Annotated in this window: 18 protein-coding genes and 1 tRNA gene; 14 read left to right on the top strand and 5 right to left on the bottom strand. The window is 70.2% G+C overall.

Annotation, left to right across the window (positions count from 1 at the left end):
- Positions 1 to 2: 2 nt before the first annotated feature.
- The 4 genes from JHY01_RS12040 to JHY01_RS12025 all read right to left on the bottom strand — a co-directional run bounded on the left by JHY01_RS12040 (position 3) and on the right by JHY01_RS12025 (position 4010).
- Positions 3 to 728: a GNAT family N-acetyltransferase gene (locus JHY01_RS12040; protein WP_205325889.1), complete on the bottom strand. Its 726-nt coding sequence runs from the start codon at positions 726 to 728 to the stop codon at positions 3 to 5.
- Between the two features lie 21 nt (positions 729 to 749).
- Positions 750 to 3005, bottom strand: a complete 2256-nt coding sequence (locus JHY01_RS12035) for a hypothetical protein (protein WP_205325888.1) — start codon at positions 3003 to 3005, stop codon at positions 750 to 752.
- Between the two features lie 316 nt (positions 3006 to 3321).
- The gene (locus tag JHY01_RS12030) at positions 3322 to 3651 is read right to left on the bottom strand and encodes a DUF202 domain-containing protein (protein ID WP_205325887.1); all 330 of its coding nucleotides are present in this window, start codon (positions 3649 to 3651) and stop codon (positions 3322 to 3324) included.
- Complete coding sequence (locus JHY01_RS12025; protein ID WP_205325886.1) at positions 3648 to 4010, bottom strand: DUF202 domain-containing protein; 363 nt, start codon at positions 4008 to 4010, stop codon at positions 3648 to 3650. Before JHY01_RS12025 ends, JHY01_RS12030 begins: the two co-directional genes overlap by 4 nt.
- Positions 4011 to 4204: 194 nt before the next feature.
- Here JHY01_RS12025 and JHY01_RS12020 point away from each other — a divergent pair, with 194 nt between their 5' ends.
- From JHY01_RS12020 to JHY01_RS11995, 6 genes are all read left to right on the top strand, one after another.
- Positions 4205 to 6451, top strand: coding sequence for an NACHT domain-containing NTPase (locus JHY01_RS12020; protein WP_205325885.1), 2247 nt, complete (start codon positions 4205 to 4207; stop codon positions 6449 to 6451).
- 176 nt (positions 6452 to 6627) lie between these two features.
- A complete protein-coding gene (locus JHY01_RS12015; RefSeq protein ID WP_205325884.1) occupies positions 6628 to 7746 on the top strand; it encodes a serine hydrolase in 1119 nt (372 codons plus the stop codon).
- On the top strand, positions 7743 to 8810 hold the full coding sequence (locus JHY01_RS12010; RefSeq protein ID WP_205325883.1) for an alpha/beta hydrolase family protein: 1068 nt from the start codon (positions 7743 to 7745) through the stop codon (positions 8808 to 8810). Before JHY01_RS12015 ends, JHY01_RS12010 begins: the two co-directional genes overlap by 4 nt.
- Positions 8811 to 8891: 81 nt before the next feature.
- Positions 8892 to 9821, top strand: coding sequence for a hypothetical protein (locus JHY01_RS12005; RefSeq protein WP_205325882.1), 930 nt, complete (start codon positions 8892 to 8894; stop codon positions 9819 to 9821).
- 558 nt (positions 9822 to 10379) lie between these two features.
- Positions 10380 to 11327 carry an ABC transporter ATP-binding protein gene (locus JHY01_RS12000; protein WP_205325881.1) on the top strand — a complete coding sequence of 316 codons (948 nt, stop codon included), beginning with the start codon at positions 10380 to 10382 and terminating at the stop codon, positions 11325 to 11327.
- Positions 11284 to 12933: an ABC transporter permease gene (locus JHY01_RS11995; RefSeq protein ID WP_205325880.1), complete on the top strand. Its 1650-nt coding sequence runs from the start codon at positions 11284 to 11286 to the stop codon at positions 12931 to 12933. Before JHY01_RS12000 ends, JHY01_RS11995 begins: the two co-directional genes overlap by 44 nt.
- A gap of 183 nt (positions 12934 to 13116) precedes the next feature.
- On the opposite strand, the gene JHY01_RS11990 is transcribed toward JHY01_RS11995, so the two are convergent.
- Positions 13117 to 13189: transfer RNA gene (locus tag JHY01_RS11990), tRNA-Arg, on the bottom strand.
- Between the two features lie 112 nt (positions 13190 to 13301).
- On the opposite strand from JHY01_RS11990, the gene JHY01_RS11985 reads away from it, so the two are divergent.
- The 8 genes from JHY01_RS11985 (at position 13302) to JHY01_RS11950 (ending at position 20921) form a co-directional block, all read left to right on the top strand.
- Positions 13302 to 13955, top strand: coding sequence for a hypothetical protein (locus JHY01_RS11985; protein WP_205325879.1), 654 nt, complete (start codon positions 13302 to 13304; stop codon positions 13953 to 13955).
- Positions 13956 to 14008: 53 nt separating this feature from the next.
- Positions 14009 to 14374, top strand: a complete 366-nt coding sequence (gene folB / locus JHY01_RS11980) for a dihydroneopterin aldolase (protein ID WP_205325878.1) — start codon at positions 14009 to 14011, stop codon at positions 14372 to 14374.
- Positions 14371 to 14892 carry a 2-amino-4-hydroxy-6-hydroxymethyldihydropteridine diphosphokinase gene (folK, locus tag JHY01_RS11975; RefSeq protein WP_205325877.1) on the top strand — a complete coding sequence of 174 codons (522 nt, stop codon included), beginning with the start codon at positions 14371 to 14373 and terminating at the stop codon, positions 14890 to 14892. Before folB ends, folK begins: the two co-directional genes overlap by 4 nt.
- The gene (locus JHY01_RS11970; protein ID WP_205325876.1) at positions 14889 to 15461 is read left to right on the top strand and encodes a DUF3180 family protein; all 573 of its coding nucleotides are present in this window, start codon (positions 14889 to 14891) and stop codon (positions 15459 to 15461) included. The genes folK and JHY01_RS11970 overlap by 4 nt, the downstream gene beginning before the upstream one ends.
- Before the next feature lie 65 nt (positions 15462 to 15526).
- On the top strand, positions 15527 to 16822 hold the full coding sequence (locus JHY01_RS11965) for a hypothetical protein (RefSeq protein ID WP_205325875.1): 1296 nt from the start codon (positions 15527 to 15529) through the stop codon (positions 16820 to 16822).
- 23 nt (positions 16823 to 16845) lie between these two features.
- Positions 16846 to 18126, top strand: coding sequence for a hypothetical protein (locus JHY01_RS11960; protein WP_205325874.1), 1281 nt, complete (start codon positions 16846 to 16848; stop codon positions 18124 to 18126).
- Between the two features lie 350 nt (positions 18127 to 18476).
- Positions 18477 to 20261, top strand: a complete 1785-nt coding sequence (locus tag JHY01_RS11955; protein WP_205325873.1) for an HNH endonuclease signature motif containing protein — start codon at positions 18477 to 18479, stop codon at positions 20259 to 20261.
- A gap of 330 nt (positions 20262 to 20591) precedes the next feature.
- Positions 20592 to 20921: a nucleoside triphosphate pyrophosphohydrolase family protein gene (locus tag JHY01_RS11950; protein WP_205325872.1), complete on the top strand. Its 330-nt coding sequence runs from the start codon at positions 20592 to 20594 to the stop codon at positions 20919 to 20921.
- The last annotated feature ends 164 nt before the right edge of the window (positions 20922 to 21085 follow it).

Genomic DNA, 21085 nt, shown 5'->3' with positions numbered 1-21085 from the left:
GGTCAGGAAGGGGCGGTTGCCGTGCTGCCGTGCGGGTGGTTGCCGGTGGGTGCGGTGATGGGGATCCCGTCTGGTGCGGTGGCGGCGCGCATGAGGGCTGCGGTCTCCTCGTCGTCGGGCATGCGCCCTTCGGTGGCGGTGAAGTAGGCGTGGAGGAAGTCGCGGACGGGCGCGGCGGTGACGCGGCCCGGACCGGCATCCACGGACGGGTCGATGTGGAGGGTGATGAGCAGCATGCCGCGCTCGCGGTGGCTGCCTTCGCGCAGGGCGGGCTGGAAGTAGGGCAGCTCGAGCGTCTGGGCGCCGTGCCGTTTGTAGAAGGCGTGCCGGCGAGCCGGGTCGCCCCATTCAGGGCGGTCCGCGGCGCGGTCGGGCCGCTCGATCTCGGCGACGATCAGGCTGGGGGAGAAGCGGCGGACCCAGGCGTCGAGGGCTGTCTCCAGCAGATGCCCGCCGATGCCGTGCGAGCGGTGCGCGGGGTCGACCGCGAGGTAGGCCAGGAGTACCACGCCGGCTCGGTCGTACCATTCGGCGATCGCGGCGCCGAGCGGCCGACCGGCCGCATCGAGCGCGGCGAGAATGTGCGCTTGTCCGGTGTCGTGGGCATCGCGCAGGTCGGCGAGGGTGTCGAGCTGATCGGGCGGGAACGCGGGTGCCAGCAGGTCACGGTAGATCGATGCGAGCCGGGCGTCCCCTGGTTCGATCGCGGCGATGTCCACGGCGTTCACGACTGCATTCTCGCACCGGGTTCACTCCCGGCCGTTCCCGGCCGACCGGGACCATCGAAAGACGGCCAGGCTGCACACGGTCGCCATCACCAGGATCCCGGCGACGGCCCAGCCGGCGAAGCCCGGCCGTGTGAGCCCGGCGGCCTGGAGGATCTGCACCACACCGGAGACGCCGAAGACCGCGATGGCCGCGAGCAGGGCGTCGACGATCCCGCGGTTGAAGCGTTCCTGGCGGGCTCGATCGGCCTCGATCCGCTGCTGCAGCTTGGTCGCCATGGCGTCGATCCGTACTTCGATCCGGTCGCTGAGCAGCTCGCGGAGCTTGGTGGCGAAGTCGAGCTCCTGCTGCTCGATCTCGGCGGCGCGCAGCAGGACGGCCAGCGCCGCGGCGTCGGTGGGCGAGGTGACCAGGTTGGGCGAGTGGATGAGCGAGAGCACCGACCGGGTCTCGGTTGCGAAGTCGTGGAGCGAGAGCTGCTCCAGGTGCAGGCGCTCGCTATAGCGGGCGAGCGCCTCGACGCTCTGCTCATCGGTCGATTCGCCGATCAGGTGGACCACGCGGGGGTGGTGGGCGGCGAGGCGGTCGTGCCAGGTGCTGAAGAGGCCGTCGAGGGAGCCGACGAACTCCGCGAGGGTCCGGTAGGTCCCGATCATGAAGCTGGGGCTGCCGAACAGTGCGATGACGGTGGTGTTCTCCGTGGCCGCGACCAGGTCGCCCCGCTTGCGGACGTCGTGCAGCAGCTGTGCGGGGTCGATCGCGTAGCGGCTCCAGTCGCCGACCGAGCCGATGCCGTTGGGGACCGGGTGCAGCACCGCTTGGGAGCCGAAGAGCCCGAGTAGGTCGTCGCCGGAGGTGACGGGCCGGCGCTGGTGCGCGGGTGCTCCGGGCCCGGTGCCTGCGCTGAGCTCGTGGAGCGCCACGAGGACGTGGTAGCGGCCGGGGCGGGCGGTGACCGCGGCGGTCGCGGGGGCGGTGCCCGAGAGCAGGTCGGCCACTCCGGACTGGAGGTCGGTGACGAAGTCGGCGAGGCGGTCCCACCGGCGCTGGCCGCACTCGACGGTGATGCGTCCGTGCCCGCGTTCGGCGCGGAAGAGCGTCATCTGCGTTTCGTGGGGGTCGGCGTCGTGGATCTCGGTCTCCAGTCGCAGGTAGTGGTTCCCTAGCTGCGAGAGTCGGACTTCGGCGGTGAACTCGGTGATCGGCGCGCCGTCGAGGTGGCGCAGGCACACCGGGGGGAGTTCCAGTGCGGCGCCTTCGAAGCGGCGTTCGAGGTAGTCGGCCCCGGCCCAGACGTCGTCGAGCTGGAAGGACCGGCGCAGGGCGCGGGACTCGACCCCGGCGACCGGCGGAGGGGCGTCCATGGCGCGCAGCTCTTCGACCGCGTCGACCGGGGAGCGGCCGTTGAGCCCGAAGGGGAACACGAACGTGACCTCGGCACTGTCGACCGTCAGCCATTCCTCGCCGGCGGCGGCGGCGAGCCGCTCGAGGCTGAACCGGTGGGCGCGCAGCTCGCTGCGCTCGATGAGCGAGAGTTCCGGGCGGCGTTCGGCCTCGGCGAGGGCCTGGACGCCGGCCCCGAGCCCGTCGACGCGCCCCCGGAGGGCCTCGGCCGCCGCCGCGACGGCGGCCCGGAGCGCTCCGTAGTAGACGATGCGTGCCTCGGCCAGGGTCTGGAGGTAGGCGCGCAGGGACGTGAACCGGTCGCCGATCACGGCGCTCGCTTCGAGCAGTTCCTCGGCGGCTTGCAGCGTGTCCGCGGTGGCGTCGGCCTGCCGGGTCAGGTCGCCACGGCACATCGCCGCCTCGGCCTCGATCTCCAGGATCTGCAGCCGCGCCAGTGCCGCGCCGGCGTCGCCCGCGGCCCGGGCGTCGCCATCGGGCTCACTCGTACGCCGAGCGGTCCACAGTGCAGCGAACGATTCGAGGGTGCCGAGCATGCGGTCGAACTGGTAGGTGTGCTCCCACTCCTCCGCGCACAGGTTCCACACGTGCAGAGCGAGCAGCGCAGCGCCGGCCGGTTCGCCGCGGAGCACGTCCAAGGCCTCGCCGATCGCGGTCTCTCGCTCTTCGCGATCTGAGCGGCCTTGCTGCTCATCGGCATCGGGCTCGTCGTTCCACCGCGGCAGCCGCCACAGCCGCTCTACGTCGACGCTCAGCGAGGCGAGGTGGTCCGAGAGCGGGATGGGATCTTCAAGGGCGAACGCTTCGATCGCGGCGGTCGCCGCGGCGCTCAACGGTTCATGGACGGAAGCGAGCGAAGGCGAGGGGTCTGCCATTCCCCCAGGCTAACAACGCATCCGGGTCCGCGGGCTCCCCGAATCGTCCCGACCTGGTCAACCTGACGGGCCATTGCGGAGCGCTGCGCGCACCGTCCGATCATGAGGCCGCCGCCCGAGCGCCCGCCGCAACAGCACCGGGAGTCCATCTGCTCTGAACTCGCGCATCAGCCGGTCACCTTCGCCGCCAACGCCATTCCCTGCCTCGTGCTCGGACGCGAAGCGATTTCGGTCGGCTGCATCTTCATCGGCGCGGCCTCCTCTGAGCCGCTGGTCCGCAGGACTGGCCGTCTTGTCTGCGCTCCGAGTCAGGGGCTCAGCTCGCTCCGAGGAGGTAGATCGCGGCGCCGGCGCCGGTGACGAGCAAGGTAACCGTGAGCAGTCCCAGGGCTGCCCCGTCGACCGGGATGCGACCGGTGTCCTTGAGCGCAGCCTGCGCCGTCCGATACCGGCGAGCTGACACAAGGTAGGACGCGAGCGCCGCGGCTATTCCCACCGCGCCGAGGACTGCCGCGAACGGTCCGAGGGCCTCGGCCGCGAACCGCACGGCCACGACGGCGGCCACACCAAGCGCGAGGCAGGTGCGCTTCCAGGCCAGCAGGGTCCGCTCCGGCTGCAGGCCGGGGTCGAAGGGTGCGTCACTCACACGAACATCCCCGCGACGAGGAGCAGCATTCCCACCGCGACCCCCGACACGACGACGATGCCGATCGAGCTGCCGGGCAGGCTTCGGCCCTCGCGGAGCGCGCGCTCGGTGCGCATCCAACCGACCCACGACTGGACGGCGGCTATGAAGCCGAGACCCACGAACACCGCCGCCGAGCCGGCCCGGAACCCGGGCGCGACCGGCACCTCGAGCGCTTCCAGTGCGACCCCGGCCGCGAACAGCGCCAGGGAGGTGCGCACCCACGCGAGGTAGGTGCGCTCGTTGGCGAGGCTGAACCGGGGATCGGGCTCGCTGCCGGTCCCGTACACGGATTGAGGGAACCTCGTATCGGTACTCACCGTTCTAACCTGCACCGGCTGCCCGCGCCGCGAGCGGGCGCAGGAGGTCTTCGGTGCGGCCGATCACGGCTCGCCCCCGCCATCGCGGCCGAGGCGCCGCCCGGGTGCTTTCCCCTCTGCATGCACGGCGATTTCCAGGCCCGTGGTGTGCCACCTCGGAGAGCGGGGAACGGCTGTGACCGTATGATTGTCCGGTGCCTACCCCTTTCGGTTTAATGCTGCGAGATCTGCGGGAGCGTGCGAATCTCACACAGCAGCAGCTGGCCGATAAGGCTGGGGTAGCCGTTCGCACGATCGGCCGGTATGAGGCCAACGCGCGCAGCACCCCGAAGGCCGACACCGTTGAACTCCTCGCCCGCGCGTTGGATCTGGCACCGCACGAGGTGACCGAGCTGTCGGCGGCAGCCGGGTTCCCGGTCCATCGTGCCGAACCGCCCGCCGGTGCGCCACTGGGGCAGTTCGACGCTCGGCTCGTGGAGGCGGCCAAGCAGCTCGCCGGCGAGCTGATACCGCGCTGGCGGCGCGAGGAGGAGCAGCGCAAGGTCCACATCGCGCCGCTGCCGGTAGGTTGGCGCACCGCTGAGCACCTGTCCGACCATTGGGAGAACGTCTTCGCCGCGACCGGCGAGGCGCCGCGCCCCATGGACCTGGACGCGCGCCTGGAACAGGTCGTCGACGTCTACCGCGGCGTCCCCTCCCGTCGTCTCGTCGTCACCGGCGAAGCCGGATCGGGCAAGACCGTCCTCGCGATGCGGCTCGCCATGGGACTCTTGGACATCCGAGAGGACGACGGCGCTGTCCCGGTGATCCTCGGCCTGGAGTCGTGGCACCCCGGGACCGACCTGCGCGCCTGGATCACCGCCCGCATCCTGCGCGACCACCCTGGCCTCGGTGCGCCGTTCCCCGACGGGACCACGCTCGCCGCCGCCCTCGTCGAGCACGACCTCATCCTCCCGATCCTCGACGGCTTCGACGAGATCGCCCCCGGCCTCCAAACCGACGCGCTCGCGCGGCTCGACGACGCGTCGCGAATGCCGCTGGTGCTGACGAGCCGCACCGAGGAGTACCGGGCCGCCGTGGACGCGACGAAGCCGCTCACCGGCGCCCCCTGCGTCGAACTCGAGCAGCTCGGCCTCGACGACCTCGCCGAGTTCCTGCGGCTCACCGCTCGCAAGTCCGACCAGGGAGTCCCGCTGTGGCAGCCGGTCCTCGACGAGATGCGCCGCGAGCCCCGCACGCCCGCGGGCGAAGCGGTCGCCGCGGCGCTCGCGACCCCGCTCATGCTCACCCTGGCCCGGACCGTATACGGCGGCACGCCGAACCGCGACCCGGCCGAGCTCATCGAACCGCGCCGGTTCCCCACCCCCGGGTCGATCGAGACGCACCTGATGGAGCAGCTCGTCCCTGCCGCCTACCGCCGCAGCACCGAGGGGCGCCGCTTCGAACCCGATCGCGCTCGGCACTGGCTCGGCCGTCTCGCCCGTCACCTCGAACGGCTCGGTAGCCACGACCTCGCCTGGTGGGAGCTGGGGACCTCCATGCACCGGCTCGCCCGTGCCGCGGTGATGGCGCTGACGGTCGGGTTGGTGTTCACCGTGCTCGACACGGTCGCGGTCGGCCTCCTGTCGGGCTTCGGTGCGCTCGACATCGCCTTGATCGCCGCCGTCGACCTCGCCGCGGGCACGGCCTTCGCCATCGCGCACACGCTCCTCGCCGGGCGCGACGGCCGCGCGCTCGCGCCCTCCGGCGTCCAGATCCGGTTCCGCGGCGCGCGCACCGGCGGACGCAGACATCTCGGGCGGCGGTTCAGGATCGGCTTCACCGCCGGGTTCCTTCTCGCCGCGGCCGCGATCGGCGCCCGCGACCTCGTGCAGGGCTTCGTCTTCGACCTGCCGCCCGGCTTCGTGGCCACGATCCTGACCGCCGATGTGGTCGCCTTCGGCGGCTCGGTCGGCCTCTCGACCGGGACCACCTACGTCCTCCTGTCGCTGTGGGAGCGGCCCATGGACTTCGAGTCCGTGCACAGCCCCGTCGACCTCCTCCGGGCCTGTCGCCGAACGGCCCTCGCGCAGGCCGTCGTCTTCGCGCCCGTCCTCGCCGTCGTCGTCCCCGGCACCGGCTGGGCCGTGGTCCAAGTGCTGCAAGCCCTCCCGCCGGTGTTCGGGGAATGGCGCTGGGACTTCGCGTTCGGACTCCTCATCGGCGCGTACGCCGCGACCATGGGCCCGATCGGGTACGTGCTCGCCCTGACGGTGTGGGGCCGGTGGCTGGTCTTCGGCCGCCTCTGGCTGCCGCTCACCGGCCGCCTGCCGTGGGCGGTGCCCGCCTTCCTGGACGACGCCTACCAGCGCGGCGTGCTTCGCCGGGCCGGCGTCGTCTACCAGTTCCGCCACGCGCGACTCCAGCGCCACCTGTCCGGCGACCGCTCCGGGGCCGCATAGCCGCAGCCAGCGGCGTCGGACATGAATGACCGATCGATGACCGGCTGAGGATCCTGGCCTCCACGATGGCTCGACGCGACGATCGAGAGGTCCACACCGCCGAGATCCGGCGGGCAGGCGCGGAACGGCCGGGGTCGCAAGGGCGCCGGCGGTCCGCGGTCAAGGAGGGAGCCGACATGACAGGGAAATGCATGCGGTGGCTCGCGGCGGTCGCACTCGCGATCGCGGTGGTGCTGCCGGCCGCACGGGCGCAGGCACAGGACCACGCCGATATCCAGGCCCTGCTCGACCAGTACCGGAGCCAGGCCGGTCCGGGCGCGGGCCTCTACGCCGGTGACGTGACCGGCTCCTGGACGCTGAGCAGCGGCACGGCGACGATCTTCCAGAACCGCGCGCTCACTGCGGACGACCACTTCCGCATCGCGAGCCAGACCAAGACGTTCACCGCCGCGGTAGTCCTGCAACTGGTCGACGAGGGCTTGGTGGACCTCGGCGCCCCGATCGGGCGGTACCTGCCGGGCGTGGTCGACAACGCCGACTACGACGGGGACGCCATCTCGGTGCGCCAGATCCTCCGTCACACCAGTGGAATCGCGCGCGACGCCGTCGGCGCCACGGCCGAGCCGGACGGGAGCTACACCCTCCAGGAACTGGTCCGCGCGGGCCTGGCCCAGCCGCCCCAGTTCGCGCCCGGCACGGGCTGGGGTTACTCGAACGTCAACTACTTCCTGGCGGGCCTGCTGATCGAGGAGCTGACCGGGCAGACGGTCGGCGAGGCGATCACCGGCAGGATCATCGAACCGCTCGGGCTGACCGGGACCTCGTACCCCGTCCCCGACGACGGGACGCTCCCGAGCCCGTACCTCCCCGGCTACTCCGGCGGCCGCCTCGGCCCGTTCTTCCTCTGGATCGACGTGACCTCCAACCAGGACATGTCGGTCTACGGCCCGGCCGGTGCGATGACCTCGACCCTGCGCGACATCGTCGCGTTCGACCGGGCGCTCCTGGCCGGCGAGGTCGTGTCGCCGGCGTCGCTCGCCGAGATGCGGACGACCGTGCCGTCCACCGCGTACGGCGCGGACTACGGCCTCGGCTTCATGCGCTGGGAGCTCTCGTGCGGCGGCGAGGCGTGGGGCCACGCCGGGAACATCCCGACCGGCACCTCCTCGATCACGATGGTCACCGAGGACGGCCGCTTCGCCTCCATGGTGACCAACGCGTGGGCCTCGAGCGAGCCGACCCTGAGCCGCGTCGACCTGCTCGACGCCGCGCTCTGCGAGGAGGCCGCGTCATGATCCGCAGGGCGATGATCCTGGCCGTCGCGCTCGTGGGCGTGGCGGCGGCAGGGGGCGTCGCGGTCCCCGCGGCGAACGCGGCCCAGATGCCGCCGGAGTTCGCGGATGCCCACGGGCTGACCGTGATCGACCAGCCGGCGTGGGCCGACGGGTCCGAACGCACCTTCACCTTCACGGTGGGCACCGAGGAGGTCCCGGCGTACCCGGTGATGCCGGGCCAGGTCTCGGGCGAGCACGTCGTCATGGTGACCCTCCCCGAGAGGTACGACGGCGGCACCGAGTATCCCGTCCACTACACGCTCCACGGCGGCGGCGACTACCCGAACGCCGTGTGGCTCAGGGACGTCGTCGAGGACGCCACTGCCGGGGAGCCGGTGATCACCGTGGCCCCCAACGGCGGCGGCCGCGGCTGGTACACGGACTGGGTCTACCCAGGCGCCCTCGGCGTCCAGAACTGGGAGACGTTCCACCTGGAGCAGCTCATCCCGTTCATCGACGCGAACCTGGCGACGATCGACGCCAGGGAGGGCCGGGCGATCTCGGGCCACTCGATGGGCGGCCTCGGCGCCTTCGGGTACGCCGAGCGGCGGCCCGACCTGTTCAGCTACGTCGGCAGCTTCTCCGGAGGGCTCGACCTGCTCAACCAGGAGATGCGGGCCGCGGTGCTGGGTTCGACGCAACTGGCGGCCTACGGGACCCCGACGGTCGCGCTCGACGCGGTCTTCGGGACCCCGATCTGGCCGTTCGACGGCACCTGGAACCGCCTGAGCCCGGCACAGCACGTCGATTCCTTGCGCGGCATGGGCGTCGCGCTGTACGTCGGGAACGGCGGCGACCTCACGGTGAACCCGGTCCAAGCGGTCGTGGAGCACCGCGCCCGCGTGATGGCCCTGGTGACCTCCGACTACCTCGACGCCGCGGGCATACCGTACGACTTCCTCGACTACGGCGACGGCTCCTCGTGGGCCCCCGGATGCACCGGAAAGCATGCGCAACTGCCCTGTCTCAGGGCCGACATGCATCACTTCGTTTCGCTGATCATGGACGATCTCGAACACCCGTAAGCCCGGTGCGGCGCGGCGTCCGACATCGCCGTGCCGCACCGTCCCTCCCGCCGGTGGGGCGGGGAAGATTGCGAGACCCTCATGACCGACTCCTCGACTGACACGAAAACCTCCGGCGACCTCGGTTCGCGATTGTTCGACAAGGTGGGCGCGGCCGTCGTCATCGAAGTCCTGGCCGGGCTCGTCATGGCCGTCCTCGGCCTGATATTCCAGTTCGGCGGCCACGATCGGCCCCCGGACACGCCTTCATCCGACGGGCCGACGCCGTCGTACTCCTACGAACCGGCCAACGGCGACGGCCCGGCCTGGACGCCCAGTCCGGACCCGCCTTCCGAGGACCCCACGACCGACCCGGTCGACGTCGCCGAAGAGGGCGACTGCTTCTGGAACGCGGGCACCACCGACGAGTTCGACCTGGAGTCCTCCGGCTGCGACCCCGGCGCGTTCGAGGTCGTCGAGGTCTACGGCGGCGACGACCCCGACGACTGCGACGGCGTCCACCGCTCGTCCTTCGGGTACGCGCCCGGATCGGGCTCGGTGCTGTGCCTGAGCTACCTGCACCCATGGGGCGAGGCCTACTGGGCGGAGGCCGGCGAGTGCGTGGGCCGCGGCGGCGACGCGTACGTGATCGCCGACTGCTCCGCGGGCAAGTACCAAGTGCTCGAACGCCTCTGGGGTGGCGAGGACTCGAACTCCTGCGCCGAGTGGGAGTACTACAACGGGTCGCTCGACTTCCCCGGGTACATCGACGACCAGGACATGCTGCTGTGCATGCGGATGGTGTACTCCGACGACATCGGCTACGCGGAGGTCGACACCTGCCTTTACGCGAGCGGCCCCGACGACGACCTGACCTTCGAGTTCGCCGACTGCTCCCAGTCGAACGCCTACGTGGTCGGCCGCACCGGGGAGTACGACGCCACCGGCTTCTGCGACGGCTATGGCTGGGCAACCTGGCGGAGCGCCGACTTCCCCGAGCACGCCTACACGGTGTGCTGGGCCTGGCTCTGAGACGACGGGTAGCAGAACGGCCCTTGACCGGGAAATCCCTGGTCAGGGGCCGTCGAACACATTGGCGCAGGTCGTAGCCCTGCATGAGGCGTTGGAACGCCGATTGAGCGTGCCGATTCGGCCAAGTTGCGTCCAGCTCCGCCCCCGCTGAGGAGTCACACCGGCCGCGTTCGATGCACCAGCGCTTGACCCCAACTCAAATCGAGGCGCTGGTCGCGGCCTACCGGGCCGGAGTGCGCCAGCCGGCGCTGGCCGAGCAATACGGCATCGGATCGACCAGCGTCAAGAAGCTGATTCGCGAGACTCGGTGGCTGCTTTCGCGCAGCGCGGACGGGAAATGGGAAGGTCGAGCGCGAGTGCCCCGTGGCGACTGTGGAACGCGTACCGGCGGCTCGGGCCGCCCCGCACGGGTCGGCCGGCGGGTCACCGTGGATCGGCTCGCGCTGATCGTCCAAGCCGGGCCGCCGCGGCTTCCGATCGCCCCTGCTTCGGCACCGCTCGCAGAATGTCCACGCCAAAACGAGTATCCACTGCCACACCGGGCACTACGTTGAACGAATGGTGTCGCGCAACGCAATGGAACGCTCAGGACCGACTGCCACGGCCGCGATCACCTGCACCGGCCTCACCAAGGACTACGGCAATGGCCATGGCGTGTTCGACCTCGACTTGACCATCGCGCAAGGCGAGGTGTTCGGATTCATTGGCCCCAACGGCGCCGGCAAGACCACCGCCATCCGGCTCCTGATGGACTTGATCCGCCCGAGCAGCGGAACGGCGACGCTGCTCGGCCTGGATTCCCGCCGCGACAGCCTCGCCGTCAAACGCCGGGTCGGCTACCTGCCAGGCGAACTGGTGCAGTTCCCGGGGGTGTCCGCCGGCTACCTGATCGGTCTGCTCGCCGGTATCCGAGGCGGTGTCGACCCGGCCCGCATCACCTCCCTCGCCGAACAGCTCGACGTGGATCTCGGCCGCCGGTACGAAGGCCTCTCGCACGGGAACAAACAGAAAGTCGGACTGATCCAGGCGTTCATGCACCGCCCCGAGCTGATCATCCTGGACGAGCCGACGCTCGGACTGGACCCACTGATCCAACGCGAGTTCCGCCAGCTCATCGCCGAGTCGGTCGCCGACGGCGCCACGGTGTTCCTCTCTTCGCACGTGCTGTCCGAGGTGGAGCTGGTCTGCGACCGGATCGGACTGATCCGAGCGGGCCGGCTGGAACGTGTCGGCTCGCTCAACGAGCTGCGGCCGCTGCGCACCCACCGGATCGAGGCGGTGTTCGCCGGACGCCTGTCCGAAAGCGACCTCGCAAACGTTCCCGGCGTCACCGGCCCGACTATCGACGACCACCGCCTGACCTGCTCCGTGAGCGGCACGGTCGCCCCGTTGCTGCGCCTCCTCCAGGACGCCGACGTAGTCGAGCTGGACAGTCACGAGCTTTCTCTGGAAGAGGTGTTCCTTGGCGAGTTCGCCGCTCCGACCGGCCCGACCGCTGATCACTGACACGCTCCGCGCACACCGCTGGGGCGCGCTCGCCTGGATCGTCGGCGGCGCGGTCGCCATGCTCACCATCGGGCTCGGCTTCATCGAGGAGGTCGAGCGGTTCCCCGGCGGCGCAGTGGAGATGGCCGCCGGCATGCGACCCGGCGTCGAGGCGATGCGCCTGCTGCGCTGGCCCGCGGAGCGCATCGACACCCTGGGCGGCTACCTGGCCTACCACAATGTCACCCTGTTCAGCCTCGGATTGGCGGCGTACGGCGCGGTGCAGGGCGCTCACGCGATCCGTACGGCGGAGACCCGCGGCGTACAGGCGGAGATCCTGGCCGCCGGTCGGCCCCGCACGGCGGCCCTGGTCGATCGGGCGATCGGCTTCGCCGCCGTCCTCTCGGTGATCTGCCTGGGGCTCGGCGCGGGGATCGCCGCGGCCATGGCGCTCGGCGGGGAACCGGACACCAGCGGGTCGTTCACCACTGCGCTCGTGATGGGCCTGTGCGCGTACGCGGGTTACGGATTGGGCATGCTGCTAGGGCAACTGACGCCCGGGCTGCGGACGGGAACGGGACTCGCGGTCCTGTTGCTGACCACCCTTTACCTGTTGACCAACATCTGGTCGGAAATCGGTCCGGCAGGAGCCGTGCGGTTCCTGTCGCCGTTCCACTACGCGAACTACTCCCGTGCGCTCGTCCCGGGCCGAGGCCTCGACCTCGCTCCGAGCCTGATCCTGTTCGCCGTGAGCCTGGCGCTGTTGGCGGCCGCAGCCCTGGTCTACCGGCGTCGCGACTACGCATCGGGCCTGTTCGCGCACCGCGCCCGCCCGCACCGCCCGGTCCGGAACGTGCAGCGGCCGGCGCTGCGAGCCGTCTGGTCGGCCACGCTATTGCGCCACCGCACCGGGCTGCTCTCCTGGATGCTGGCCGCCGCGGCATACCTGGCGCTGCTCAGTCGGCTGGAGCCCGCCTTCGCAGACATGTTCGACGAGTTCTCCTACACCCAGGGCCTTCTCGGCCCCGACTCCGGTCACAGTCTCACCGACCGGTACCTGGCCTTCGCCGGCCAGCTCATCATGCCGATCGTCACCGCCTACATCATCACCCAGGCCGCGGGTTGGGTCGGCGAGCTGCGGCAGGGGCACGTCGAGCTGCTGCTTTCGTCACCGCTGTCCTGGCCCCGACTCGTCGCGCAGCGCCTCCTGGCCGCCCTGATCGGCGCTGCGCTCGTCGCCGGCGCCGGCATCGGCGGACTCGCTGTGGTGGCCGCCGCCAACGGCACCGGCCTCGACGGCGCCGGGCTGGCGCGCCTGGCTGCCGATACGCTCTTGCTGGCCGCCGCGCTCGCCGCAGTCGCCGCGCTCGCGGTGGCCTGGCTGCGCAGCACTGCCGCAGTCGGCGCCCTCGCAGTCTTCGTCGGCCTGTCCTATCTGGTGGTGTACCTGGTCCCGCTGTTCGCCTGGCCCGACTGGGTCAACCGGATCTCCCTCTTCGGTGCCTTCGGCAATCCCTATCTCGAGCTGCCGCCGGTCGCAGGAACGGTCGTCCTCTTGAGCGTCGCCGTGCTCGGCAGTCTCGGTGCCGCCACGGTTGCCCAGCGCACTCCGAAAGTCGCCGGATGACCCACGCACCGATATCGATCGTGCCCAGGCACCCGCGGACCATGCCCGCCAGCGGGAGCTGCAGCAATCAGTCCTTTCACCACCCCTGTCCCTGAGGCGCAGCTCCAGGATCGACGGGCCTGGATCCTACTGGTCGTCGGCCCGCGCGGTGAATGAAATATATTCAAGATCATGAATATGCTGTGCCCCCGGCAGGATTCGAACCTGCGACGCACGGTTTAGGAAACCGACGCTCTATCCCCTGAGCTACGGGGGCGGCAGTGCACGAGTTTAACGCATCGCATGGCCCCGATCTGGCGGGTGTTCTGCGATGTTCGACGGGCCGGGCCAGTACCTCGTCACGTGCAGTGTTTCCGTAGATTGGAGTGGTGACCCCTTTGCCCCCTGGGCGTCCCGACAAGCTCACCGTGTTCGCCCGTTTTCTCCAGTTCAAGTTGCGGCTGCCCGTCATCGTCGCCGTGTGCGCGTCGGTGCCCGCCGTCTTCCTCACGCTCTGGTCCGATGGCGAGATGGCCATGGCGGGCAAGGTGATCGGGTGGGCCGCCGGGATCGTGCTCTGGGTCGAGTCGATCATTCTGCTGCTGGCGGCCGAGCACAAGCGGGATTGGCTGTGGCGGCACAAGTGGATGCTCGTGGTCTGCCTGCTGACGCTCGTGAGCCTGGTGGTGGCGGCCGGAGGCGCGCAGGTGCTGCGTCTGGTGACCCTGGTCGGGTCGATTCGGGTGCTGCGCGCGAAACGGATCTTCAACGCCGCTCAGGTGCTCGGGCGGCGTTTCGGGATCGTCGGGGGCTGGCGGTCGTGGGCGGTCATGGCGGTCGGAGGGATCGCCGCCCTTTTCACCGCCCTTGTGCTCGTCGATCCCACCTCGCAGTACCTCGCGCTGCTCTCCTGGATCGAAGGGAACCTCCGCCTGGTGCCGATCCTCGTCGCGGGTGTCATCCTTGCTGTCGCGACCTGGTTGGTGGTGCGCGCCAGGGAGGTGGGCGGTGAGGCCGAGGCGACGGAGGGCGAGGCCGAATAGCCTGCGCATCGTCCTTCCTCTCGGCGGCCGCCCGTTCGAGTAGGCTCGGGCGGGTGGATACCGACCTGATCACCTTGACCGGCCTGCGGGTGCACGGTCGCCACGGCGTGTTCGACCATGAGCGGGAGGCCGGGCAGGACTTCATCATCGACGTCTCCCTGCGCACCTCGACCATTGAAGCGGCCGCCAGCGACGATCTCAAGCACACCGTCGACTACGGCGCGCTCGCCGACACGCTGGCCGACATCGTCGCCGGTGAACCCGTCAATCTCATCGAGACCCTGGCCGGGCGCCTCGCCGATGCGTGCCTGGCCCTGGACCGGGTCGAATCGGCGGTCGTCACCGTCCACAAGCCCCAGGCGCCCATCGCGCAGCATTTCACCGACGTATCCGTCACCATCGAAAGGCCAGAGCGATGACCCGCGTCGTCTTCAGCATGGGCTCCAACCTCGGCGATCGCGAAGCCGTGCTCACCGCCGCCATCGCCGCCGTGAACCCCGAAGCGGTCTCGGAGGTCTACGAGACCCTGCCGTGGGGCGGCGACGACGAGCAGCCGACCTTCTACAACATCGCGGTCATCGCCTCCGACCCGAATCGCTCCGCGGAGGACTGGCTGGCCCTCGGCCAGCGTCTCGAGACCGAAGCGGGTCGTGTCCGCGACCCTGAGCGGCCGTACGGTCCGCGGACCCTCGATGTCGATCTGATCGCGGTGACAGAAGACGACGGGACGCCGGTGCTCTCTGCGGAACCGCATCTGATGTTGCCGCATCCGCTCGCGCATGTGCGGGCGTTCGTGCTGGTCCCGTGGTTCGCGATCGACCGCGACGCGGAGGTGCCGGGTCGCGGTCGGGTGAGGGAGCTGCTACGCGACGAGTCCGTGGCGGCGGATGCGCGTGCACTCCGCAGGCTCCACCCGATATGGTCAGGTGCAGTATGAGAAGTGACGACGAACACGGTCCCCGACCGAGCCTGAAACCGACCTCCCCGTCCACCCTCGCGGTGGTCGGACTGGTCGGAGCCGCGCTGACACTGCTGCTCGTCGCCCGGTATTACCAGCACGCCCCCGAACTCTCCTGGTACAACGCCGCAGTCCTGCTCGCGTTGGCGGTGCTGCTGGCGTGGATGGCTTGGACCACTCGCAAGACCCTGCGCCCCAGCCGTAGTCGGACGCAGGGTGCGAGCGCGGGCGGCGTGCCGTCTCGCGTGTCCGGCGGGCTGGAGGGTCCGGAGCACGCGCTCCAGATCGCCCGGTTCGCGGTGCTGGCCAAGGCCGCCGCAATCGCCGGTGCCGCTTTCTTCGGCGCCTACCTGGGTTTCACCGTGTGGCTCGCGGTGCAGTCCGGGCGTCTGACCGCCGCCGCCGATGACCTGCCCCACGCGGTCCTCGGCACGATCGCGTGCGCCGCGCTCACGGCTGCCGCGCTCTGGCTCGAGCACTCCTGCCGCATCCCCCCGCAGGACGATGAGCAGCGCGAGCGGGACGCCGACGAGCCGACCCGTCCCTGACCGACCCCGATCGCTGAACCCATCCCCCATATCCCCAATATTTCGCGCGTTTAGAGGTGCGCCCCATGAAGTTTGACTCCCCAAGTCGAGACGATTCGACGACGCTCATCAAACCTGACGGAGGGAAGTCGGCGCCGTCGGGCGACGACGAGTCCCCGTCCGACCGCATGGCCGTCCATGTGGTCTGGGAGATCGGTCTCCTGCTCCTCGCGGGCGGTGTCCTGTTCGCCCTCACCCAGTCCGGTGGCGGGCCTTTCGCCGAAGGCTCGTGGACGGGTCTGTTCGCGGCGCTCGCTCCGGTGATCCTGCTGGCCAGTGCGATGGCCGTGTCCCTGCGTGTGGGTGCCGTCAACCTGGCGGTGGGTCCGATCGCCTTGATCGCCGCGTGGATGTTCGTGGACGCCTCCGGTTCCGGCTCGGCCATGGCGCTGGGCGTGGGGCTCGGTGTGGCCGCGTTCATCGGTATCGTGCTGGCGACGTTGACGGCCTGGCTGCGGGTGCCCGGTTGGGCCGCGAGCGGCGCGGTCGGCGGTGCGATCGGCCTGTGGGCCGGGCACACCGGTGACCCTTCGGCGTTCATGCTCGCCGAGCTGCCGGGCACCGGTGTGCTCGCGGCGCTCGGTGCGGCCGCCGGTGTGTCGCTGTTCCTGGGCCTGGTCGGTGGGTTCGGCGCGGTTCGCGGGCGGCTCGCGCCGATCCGGGAGACTCCGGTGGGCGAGCGGCACGGCAGGGGCGGGCTCGTCTTCTTCGGTGTGCTGCTGTCGTCGACGCTCGCCGGTGCGGCCGGTGTGGTCGCGGCGTGGACCGCGGTTCCCGAGGGCGGCGCGGCCGCGCTTCCGGATCCGATCCTGCTCACGGTGGTCGCGCTCGGTGCGGCACTGCTGGGCGGGACGAGCCTCATGGGCCGCCGCGGCGGCGTGTGCGGGACGGTGTTCGCGTCGGCGCTGGTGCTGGGCCTGATGTGGCTGGCGGAGGGCCGTGGCTGGACCTTCGATCCGAGCTGGATCGCGTTGGGCGCCATTGTGGCCGGGTTCCTGGTCACGCGTCTGGTCGAGGTCATGAACACCGCTGACGAGACGGAGGCGGCTTCCACGCGCCGTGCCGGTTCGATCGAGGACCTCCGTGAGGACGATCCGCCGCCGGCCGATCGCGACCGCACGGACTCCTTCGAGGAGTACGACGAGGACTTCGCGGGTCTCGGGGCGGGTGGCGACCCGTGGTCGAGCACGGGCGGTATCCGCACCACCGGCGGCATCCCGAAGCAGAGCGCGACGGCTGATCCGTTCGGTGCGTCGGGCGTCTTCGACGATCTGCGCGATGCTCCCCGCGACGGCTACGGTTCGCCGCGCCCCGGCCGCTGACACCCCCCATAAAGGACGGACGCATGACCTACATACCCCCTGACCGAGACGAACCCGCCCTCGACGAGACCCGCCAGCTCGAGTTCACGCCCCCGCCGCCCGTCACCGGCGGCGGCCCGATCGATCCGTTCGCGGGCCAAGGGCCCGCGGCCGTCGAGCACACCGAGCCGACGGTGCCGCGCGACCGGCTCGCCTTCCAGTTCATCTGGGAGGGAATCCTCCTGCTGCTGACGTTGAACGCGCTGTTCCTGGTCTACCGCCGCGAAGCCGATCTGTTCGGCGACGAGTTCGGGTCCCTGGTGGACGCGCTCGAACGGCACGCCCTGTATCTGGCGCCGGTCCTATTGGCGACCTTGGCGATCGGCTTGTCGCTGCGCCTCGGTGCGGTGAACCTGGCGGTCCCGGCGATCGCGATCACCGTGGGCTGGATCGCCCGGCCGGTGGACGCGAACCTATGGGTCTACGCCGGGTTCGTCGCGGGGGCAGCCGTCGTGGCCGCGCTCGTGTTCGTGCTGCTCGTGGCGGCCTTCCGGGTGCCGCCGTGGTTCGCGGGCCTCGCGCTGGCGGCCGCTTTCTTCGCGTCGGCGCAGGCCGTCGAGCGTCTCGCGGCGTCGCGCGGGATCGACTCGGTCGCGCTGTGGGACCCGCCGAACGGGCTGTACGTGTTCGCCGGGGCGGTCGTCTTCGCGGTCGTGGGCGGGCTGATCGGCCTCGCTCCCGGTGTGCGCGACGGCTTCAGCGGAGTGAAGCAGATGTCCGATGGCGGCGAGCGAAGCGCGGGAGCCGTGTTCCTGCTCTTGGGCGGCACGGTCCTGTCGATGCTGCTCGCCGCGGGTGCGGGCTTCCTGATGTTCGCGTATTCGCTCACGCCGAGCACGGAGCCGACCTCGCTCGGCTTCGGCCCGTACGGTATCGGCTCGGCCTCTGTCGATCTGCAGCTCCTCGCGTTCGCCGCGACGCTGCTGGGCGGAACGAGCCTGTGGGGCCGCCGCGGTGGCGTGCTCGGCACGGTGCTCGCGGTGCTCGCCGTGTGGGCCGGGATGGTGCTGTGGAATCACGCGATGATCGCGGCCGGGGATGCTTCCTGGCAGGACGACTTCGCGCCGCTGATCGATGTCGGCATCCTGCTGGTGGCTCTCTTCGTGTCCTTCGCGCTCGATCGCCTCGGGCGTCCGAAGGAGACGGTTGAATCCGACAGTGGCGTCTACACGCAGGAGATGCACCCCTTCGAGCCGGCCGACAGCCCTGACGGCTCCGGTCGGTTCGATCCGACTCTGCCCGACGAGGTGTCACCGCAACGTTAGTTGGCGAGCAGGAAGCGGCCGGCTGCCCTTTCGGGTGGCCGGCTGTTTGCTGTGGCAGGCGGCGCCGTCTCGGTTGAGGTTCAAGCGGGCGGCGACAAAAGGGTCTCGTGGTGGTGGGGTGTGCGGTGCGGCTGCCCCGCAGCGCGGGGGGAGGGGTGGCGGAGGCCCATTTGGCCCCTGGTTTGCTTTGCACCCCAAGTGGAGCGAGTGTGGGGCGTGAGTGTCCCTCATGGAATGTTCACCCGGTTGGGTGATGACACCGGCACAGCATTCTGTCATCATTGAAGCACGAACAAGGAACCGAAAACAGGCAGGACATTCGAGAACAGCGGAAGGGAGGCGAAGGAACCATGAGCCACTGCACCAGCTCCACCACCACCACCCCGAGCCCCCTCACCGGCTCCCGTCCCGACCGCCGCTCCCAGGCTGCGGCGATCCGCTCGACTCTCAATGAGGCCGCGTCCCTCATCAACGCCCAGCACGCGGCGGTCCTCGCCTCGGTCATCGCGATGAAGGAGGCGAACCTGCACCGCTCCGAGTTCGGCTTCTCCGCCCTCCGCGACCTGCTCCTGTCCCAGTTCGACTTCACCTTCAACACCGCCAGCGCCATCGCGGCGATCGCGCGGTTGTCGGGGAAGTTCTCGCTGCTGGCGCAGGCGGCGGTGTCGGGGCAGGCCCGGATCGACCAGGTCGCTTACGCCGTCCGCCAGCTTGACCAGACTCCGGCCATGCGCGTGTTCGCCCGCACTCCCTTCCAGGCCCCGGTCGTCTCTCCCTTCGACCCGGCGGTGGCGTGTGCGACGCCGGAGGCGATGGTGGTCGAGTACTGCGCTCATGCTTCCTTCAAGGACCTGCGTCGTCACCTTGAGGGGCTGTGGGCCGCGATCGCCGGAGAGACCGAGCTGCTTGATGGGCTCGGCGAGCAGTCGATGCAGCGCCTGGAGTTGATCGAGTGCGGCAATGGCATGTGGGCGCTGGAAGGGCACCTCTCGAATGCGACCGGGCGGATGCTCGACAAGTACCTGCAGACCGCCTGCCCGCCACCCCGCCAGGATGAGGGCGACCCTGAGGACGGCGGTCTGCTGCCGCCGCAGGCGAACCGGCATGCCGAGGCTCTCCATCAGCTCCTGGCCGGGTACGGGTCCTCCCCGCAGGCCGCGACCCGGCACGGGCACACCGCCACCCTCGACCTCACCGTCGACATCGAGACGTTGCAGGGCAAGGACACCGGGCGCCTCCCCCTCCTGGAAGGCCAACCGATCTCCCTAGCCCGTGCCCGGCTGCTGGCCTGTGAAGGCGTCATCATCCCCTCGGTGTTCAACTACGCCAAGGGTGAAGCGGTCGAGCTCGGTCGGGCGCTGCGCCTCCCGAACGCGGCCCTGCGGCGCAAACTCGAGCTCGAGCAGCCAGGGGGTTGCGCTTGGCACGGTTGTGACCGGCCCATCGCCTGGACTGAGGCGCACCACATCACCCACTGGGCCGACGGCGGCCCCACGGTCGCGGAGAATCTGATCCTGCTGTGCCGCTTCCACCACGGCCGCATCCACACCCCCGGGTGGAGTGTGGAGAAGACCGGGCCCGGTCAGGCGCTCATCACCCACCACGACGGCCATGACGGCGGCCAAGGCGGTCAAGGCCAGGGCGGGTCCGTCGGTGCCTCGGGCGGGTGCGGGTGCGCCGACTGGCGTACCGATGCCGACATGGATGCGGAGCATGCAGGCTCGGACTGGGATGTGTTCCCGACCGGGCTCTACCGCACCGAATGGTCCGAGACGTTGAAGCCCGACCTCGACGGGATCGCCGAGATGATCGACCGCGACCGGGCGATCAAAGCCATGCGAGACTCGAAAGCGCGATGCCGAGCCAAGTTCAGCATCAGCCAACCCCCGGGGGCCGAGGAAGCAGTCCAGGCACCCGCACCACCGACAGCGACTGCGGCAGCTGCAGGGTCGGCGACCGACGACTACGGCGACCCGCCGTTCTTAGGCTGCCCCAGCAGGCGACTGCTGGGGGAAGCGCCGCACACACCACGCAGCGCAGCCCGAACCCCAAGCGAGGGTTCGGCCCCTCAGCATGCCCACACCAGGAAACCCACCCCACCCCAGCCACACACCCCACCATCGCCGCCGGACTGAACCCCGACCCGACCAGGCCGGGAAGCCGGAAACGAACCCGCCCCTCTCTCACCTCTTCATCGCTGCCAGCCTGAACCTCGGCCCGATCAGGCCGGGAAGCCCGAGAGCGACCAGGGCCCTGCCGCCACCTCGTTGTCGCCGCCCGATTGAATCTCGGCCGGATCGAGCCGGGAAGCCAGGAATCGACCCACGCTCCTTCCCGCCTCTTCGTCGCCGATCGCCTGAATCAGGTCCCGATCGGGTCGGGAGTCCCAGGTGACTGCAGTCGTTCGTTCGCAGTCGCAGGACGGCGGCTTCGTACCGCTCAGAGGGGGTTCCTAGGGTGGCGGCATGAACATGGACGAGTATCAACAGGCGGCGCTGCGGACGGCCGCGCCGCGGGACAAGCTCAACGAGTTGTTCCACCTCCTGCTCGGGCTGGTGGGCGAGACCGGCGAGATCGCCGAGAAAGCGAAGAAGATCGTCCGCGACAAGGGCAGCGACTTCTCACAGTGGGACACCGAGGACGTCAAGAAGGAACTCGGCGACACGCTCTGGTACCTCGCCGTCATCGCCGACCACTTCGATCTGTCACTCGATGACGTCGCCGAGCACAACATCGCGAAGCTCGCCGACCGCCAGAGGAGGGGCGTGCTCGGCGGGAGCGGCGACGACCGCTAGCGCAAGCGTTTCGACGGGTTACCAGCGCCACCAGAGGAAGCGGCGTTCGTAGCGGACCGTGATCGGGGCGATGTGGGTGCTGCCGGTGAGGTGCAAGCGCAGGCCGTCGCCGCTGTCGCGGCTCTTGTTGACCACGCGGCCGCCATGCAGGTGCCCTCTTCGGT

This window comes from Glycomyces sp. YM15, assembly GCF_016918015.1.
Classification (GTDB): Bacteria; Actinomycetota; Actinomycetes; order Mycobacteriales; family Micromonosporaceae; genus Glycomyces.
Note: the sequence above shows the minus strand (reverse complement) of the source record. Positions and strands in the feature narration are given on the sequence as shown.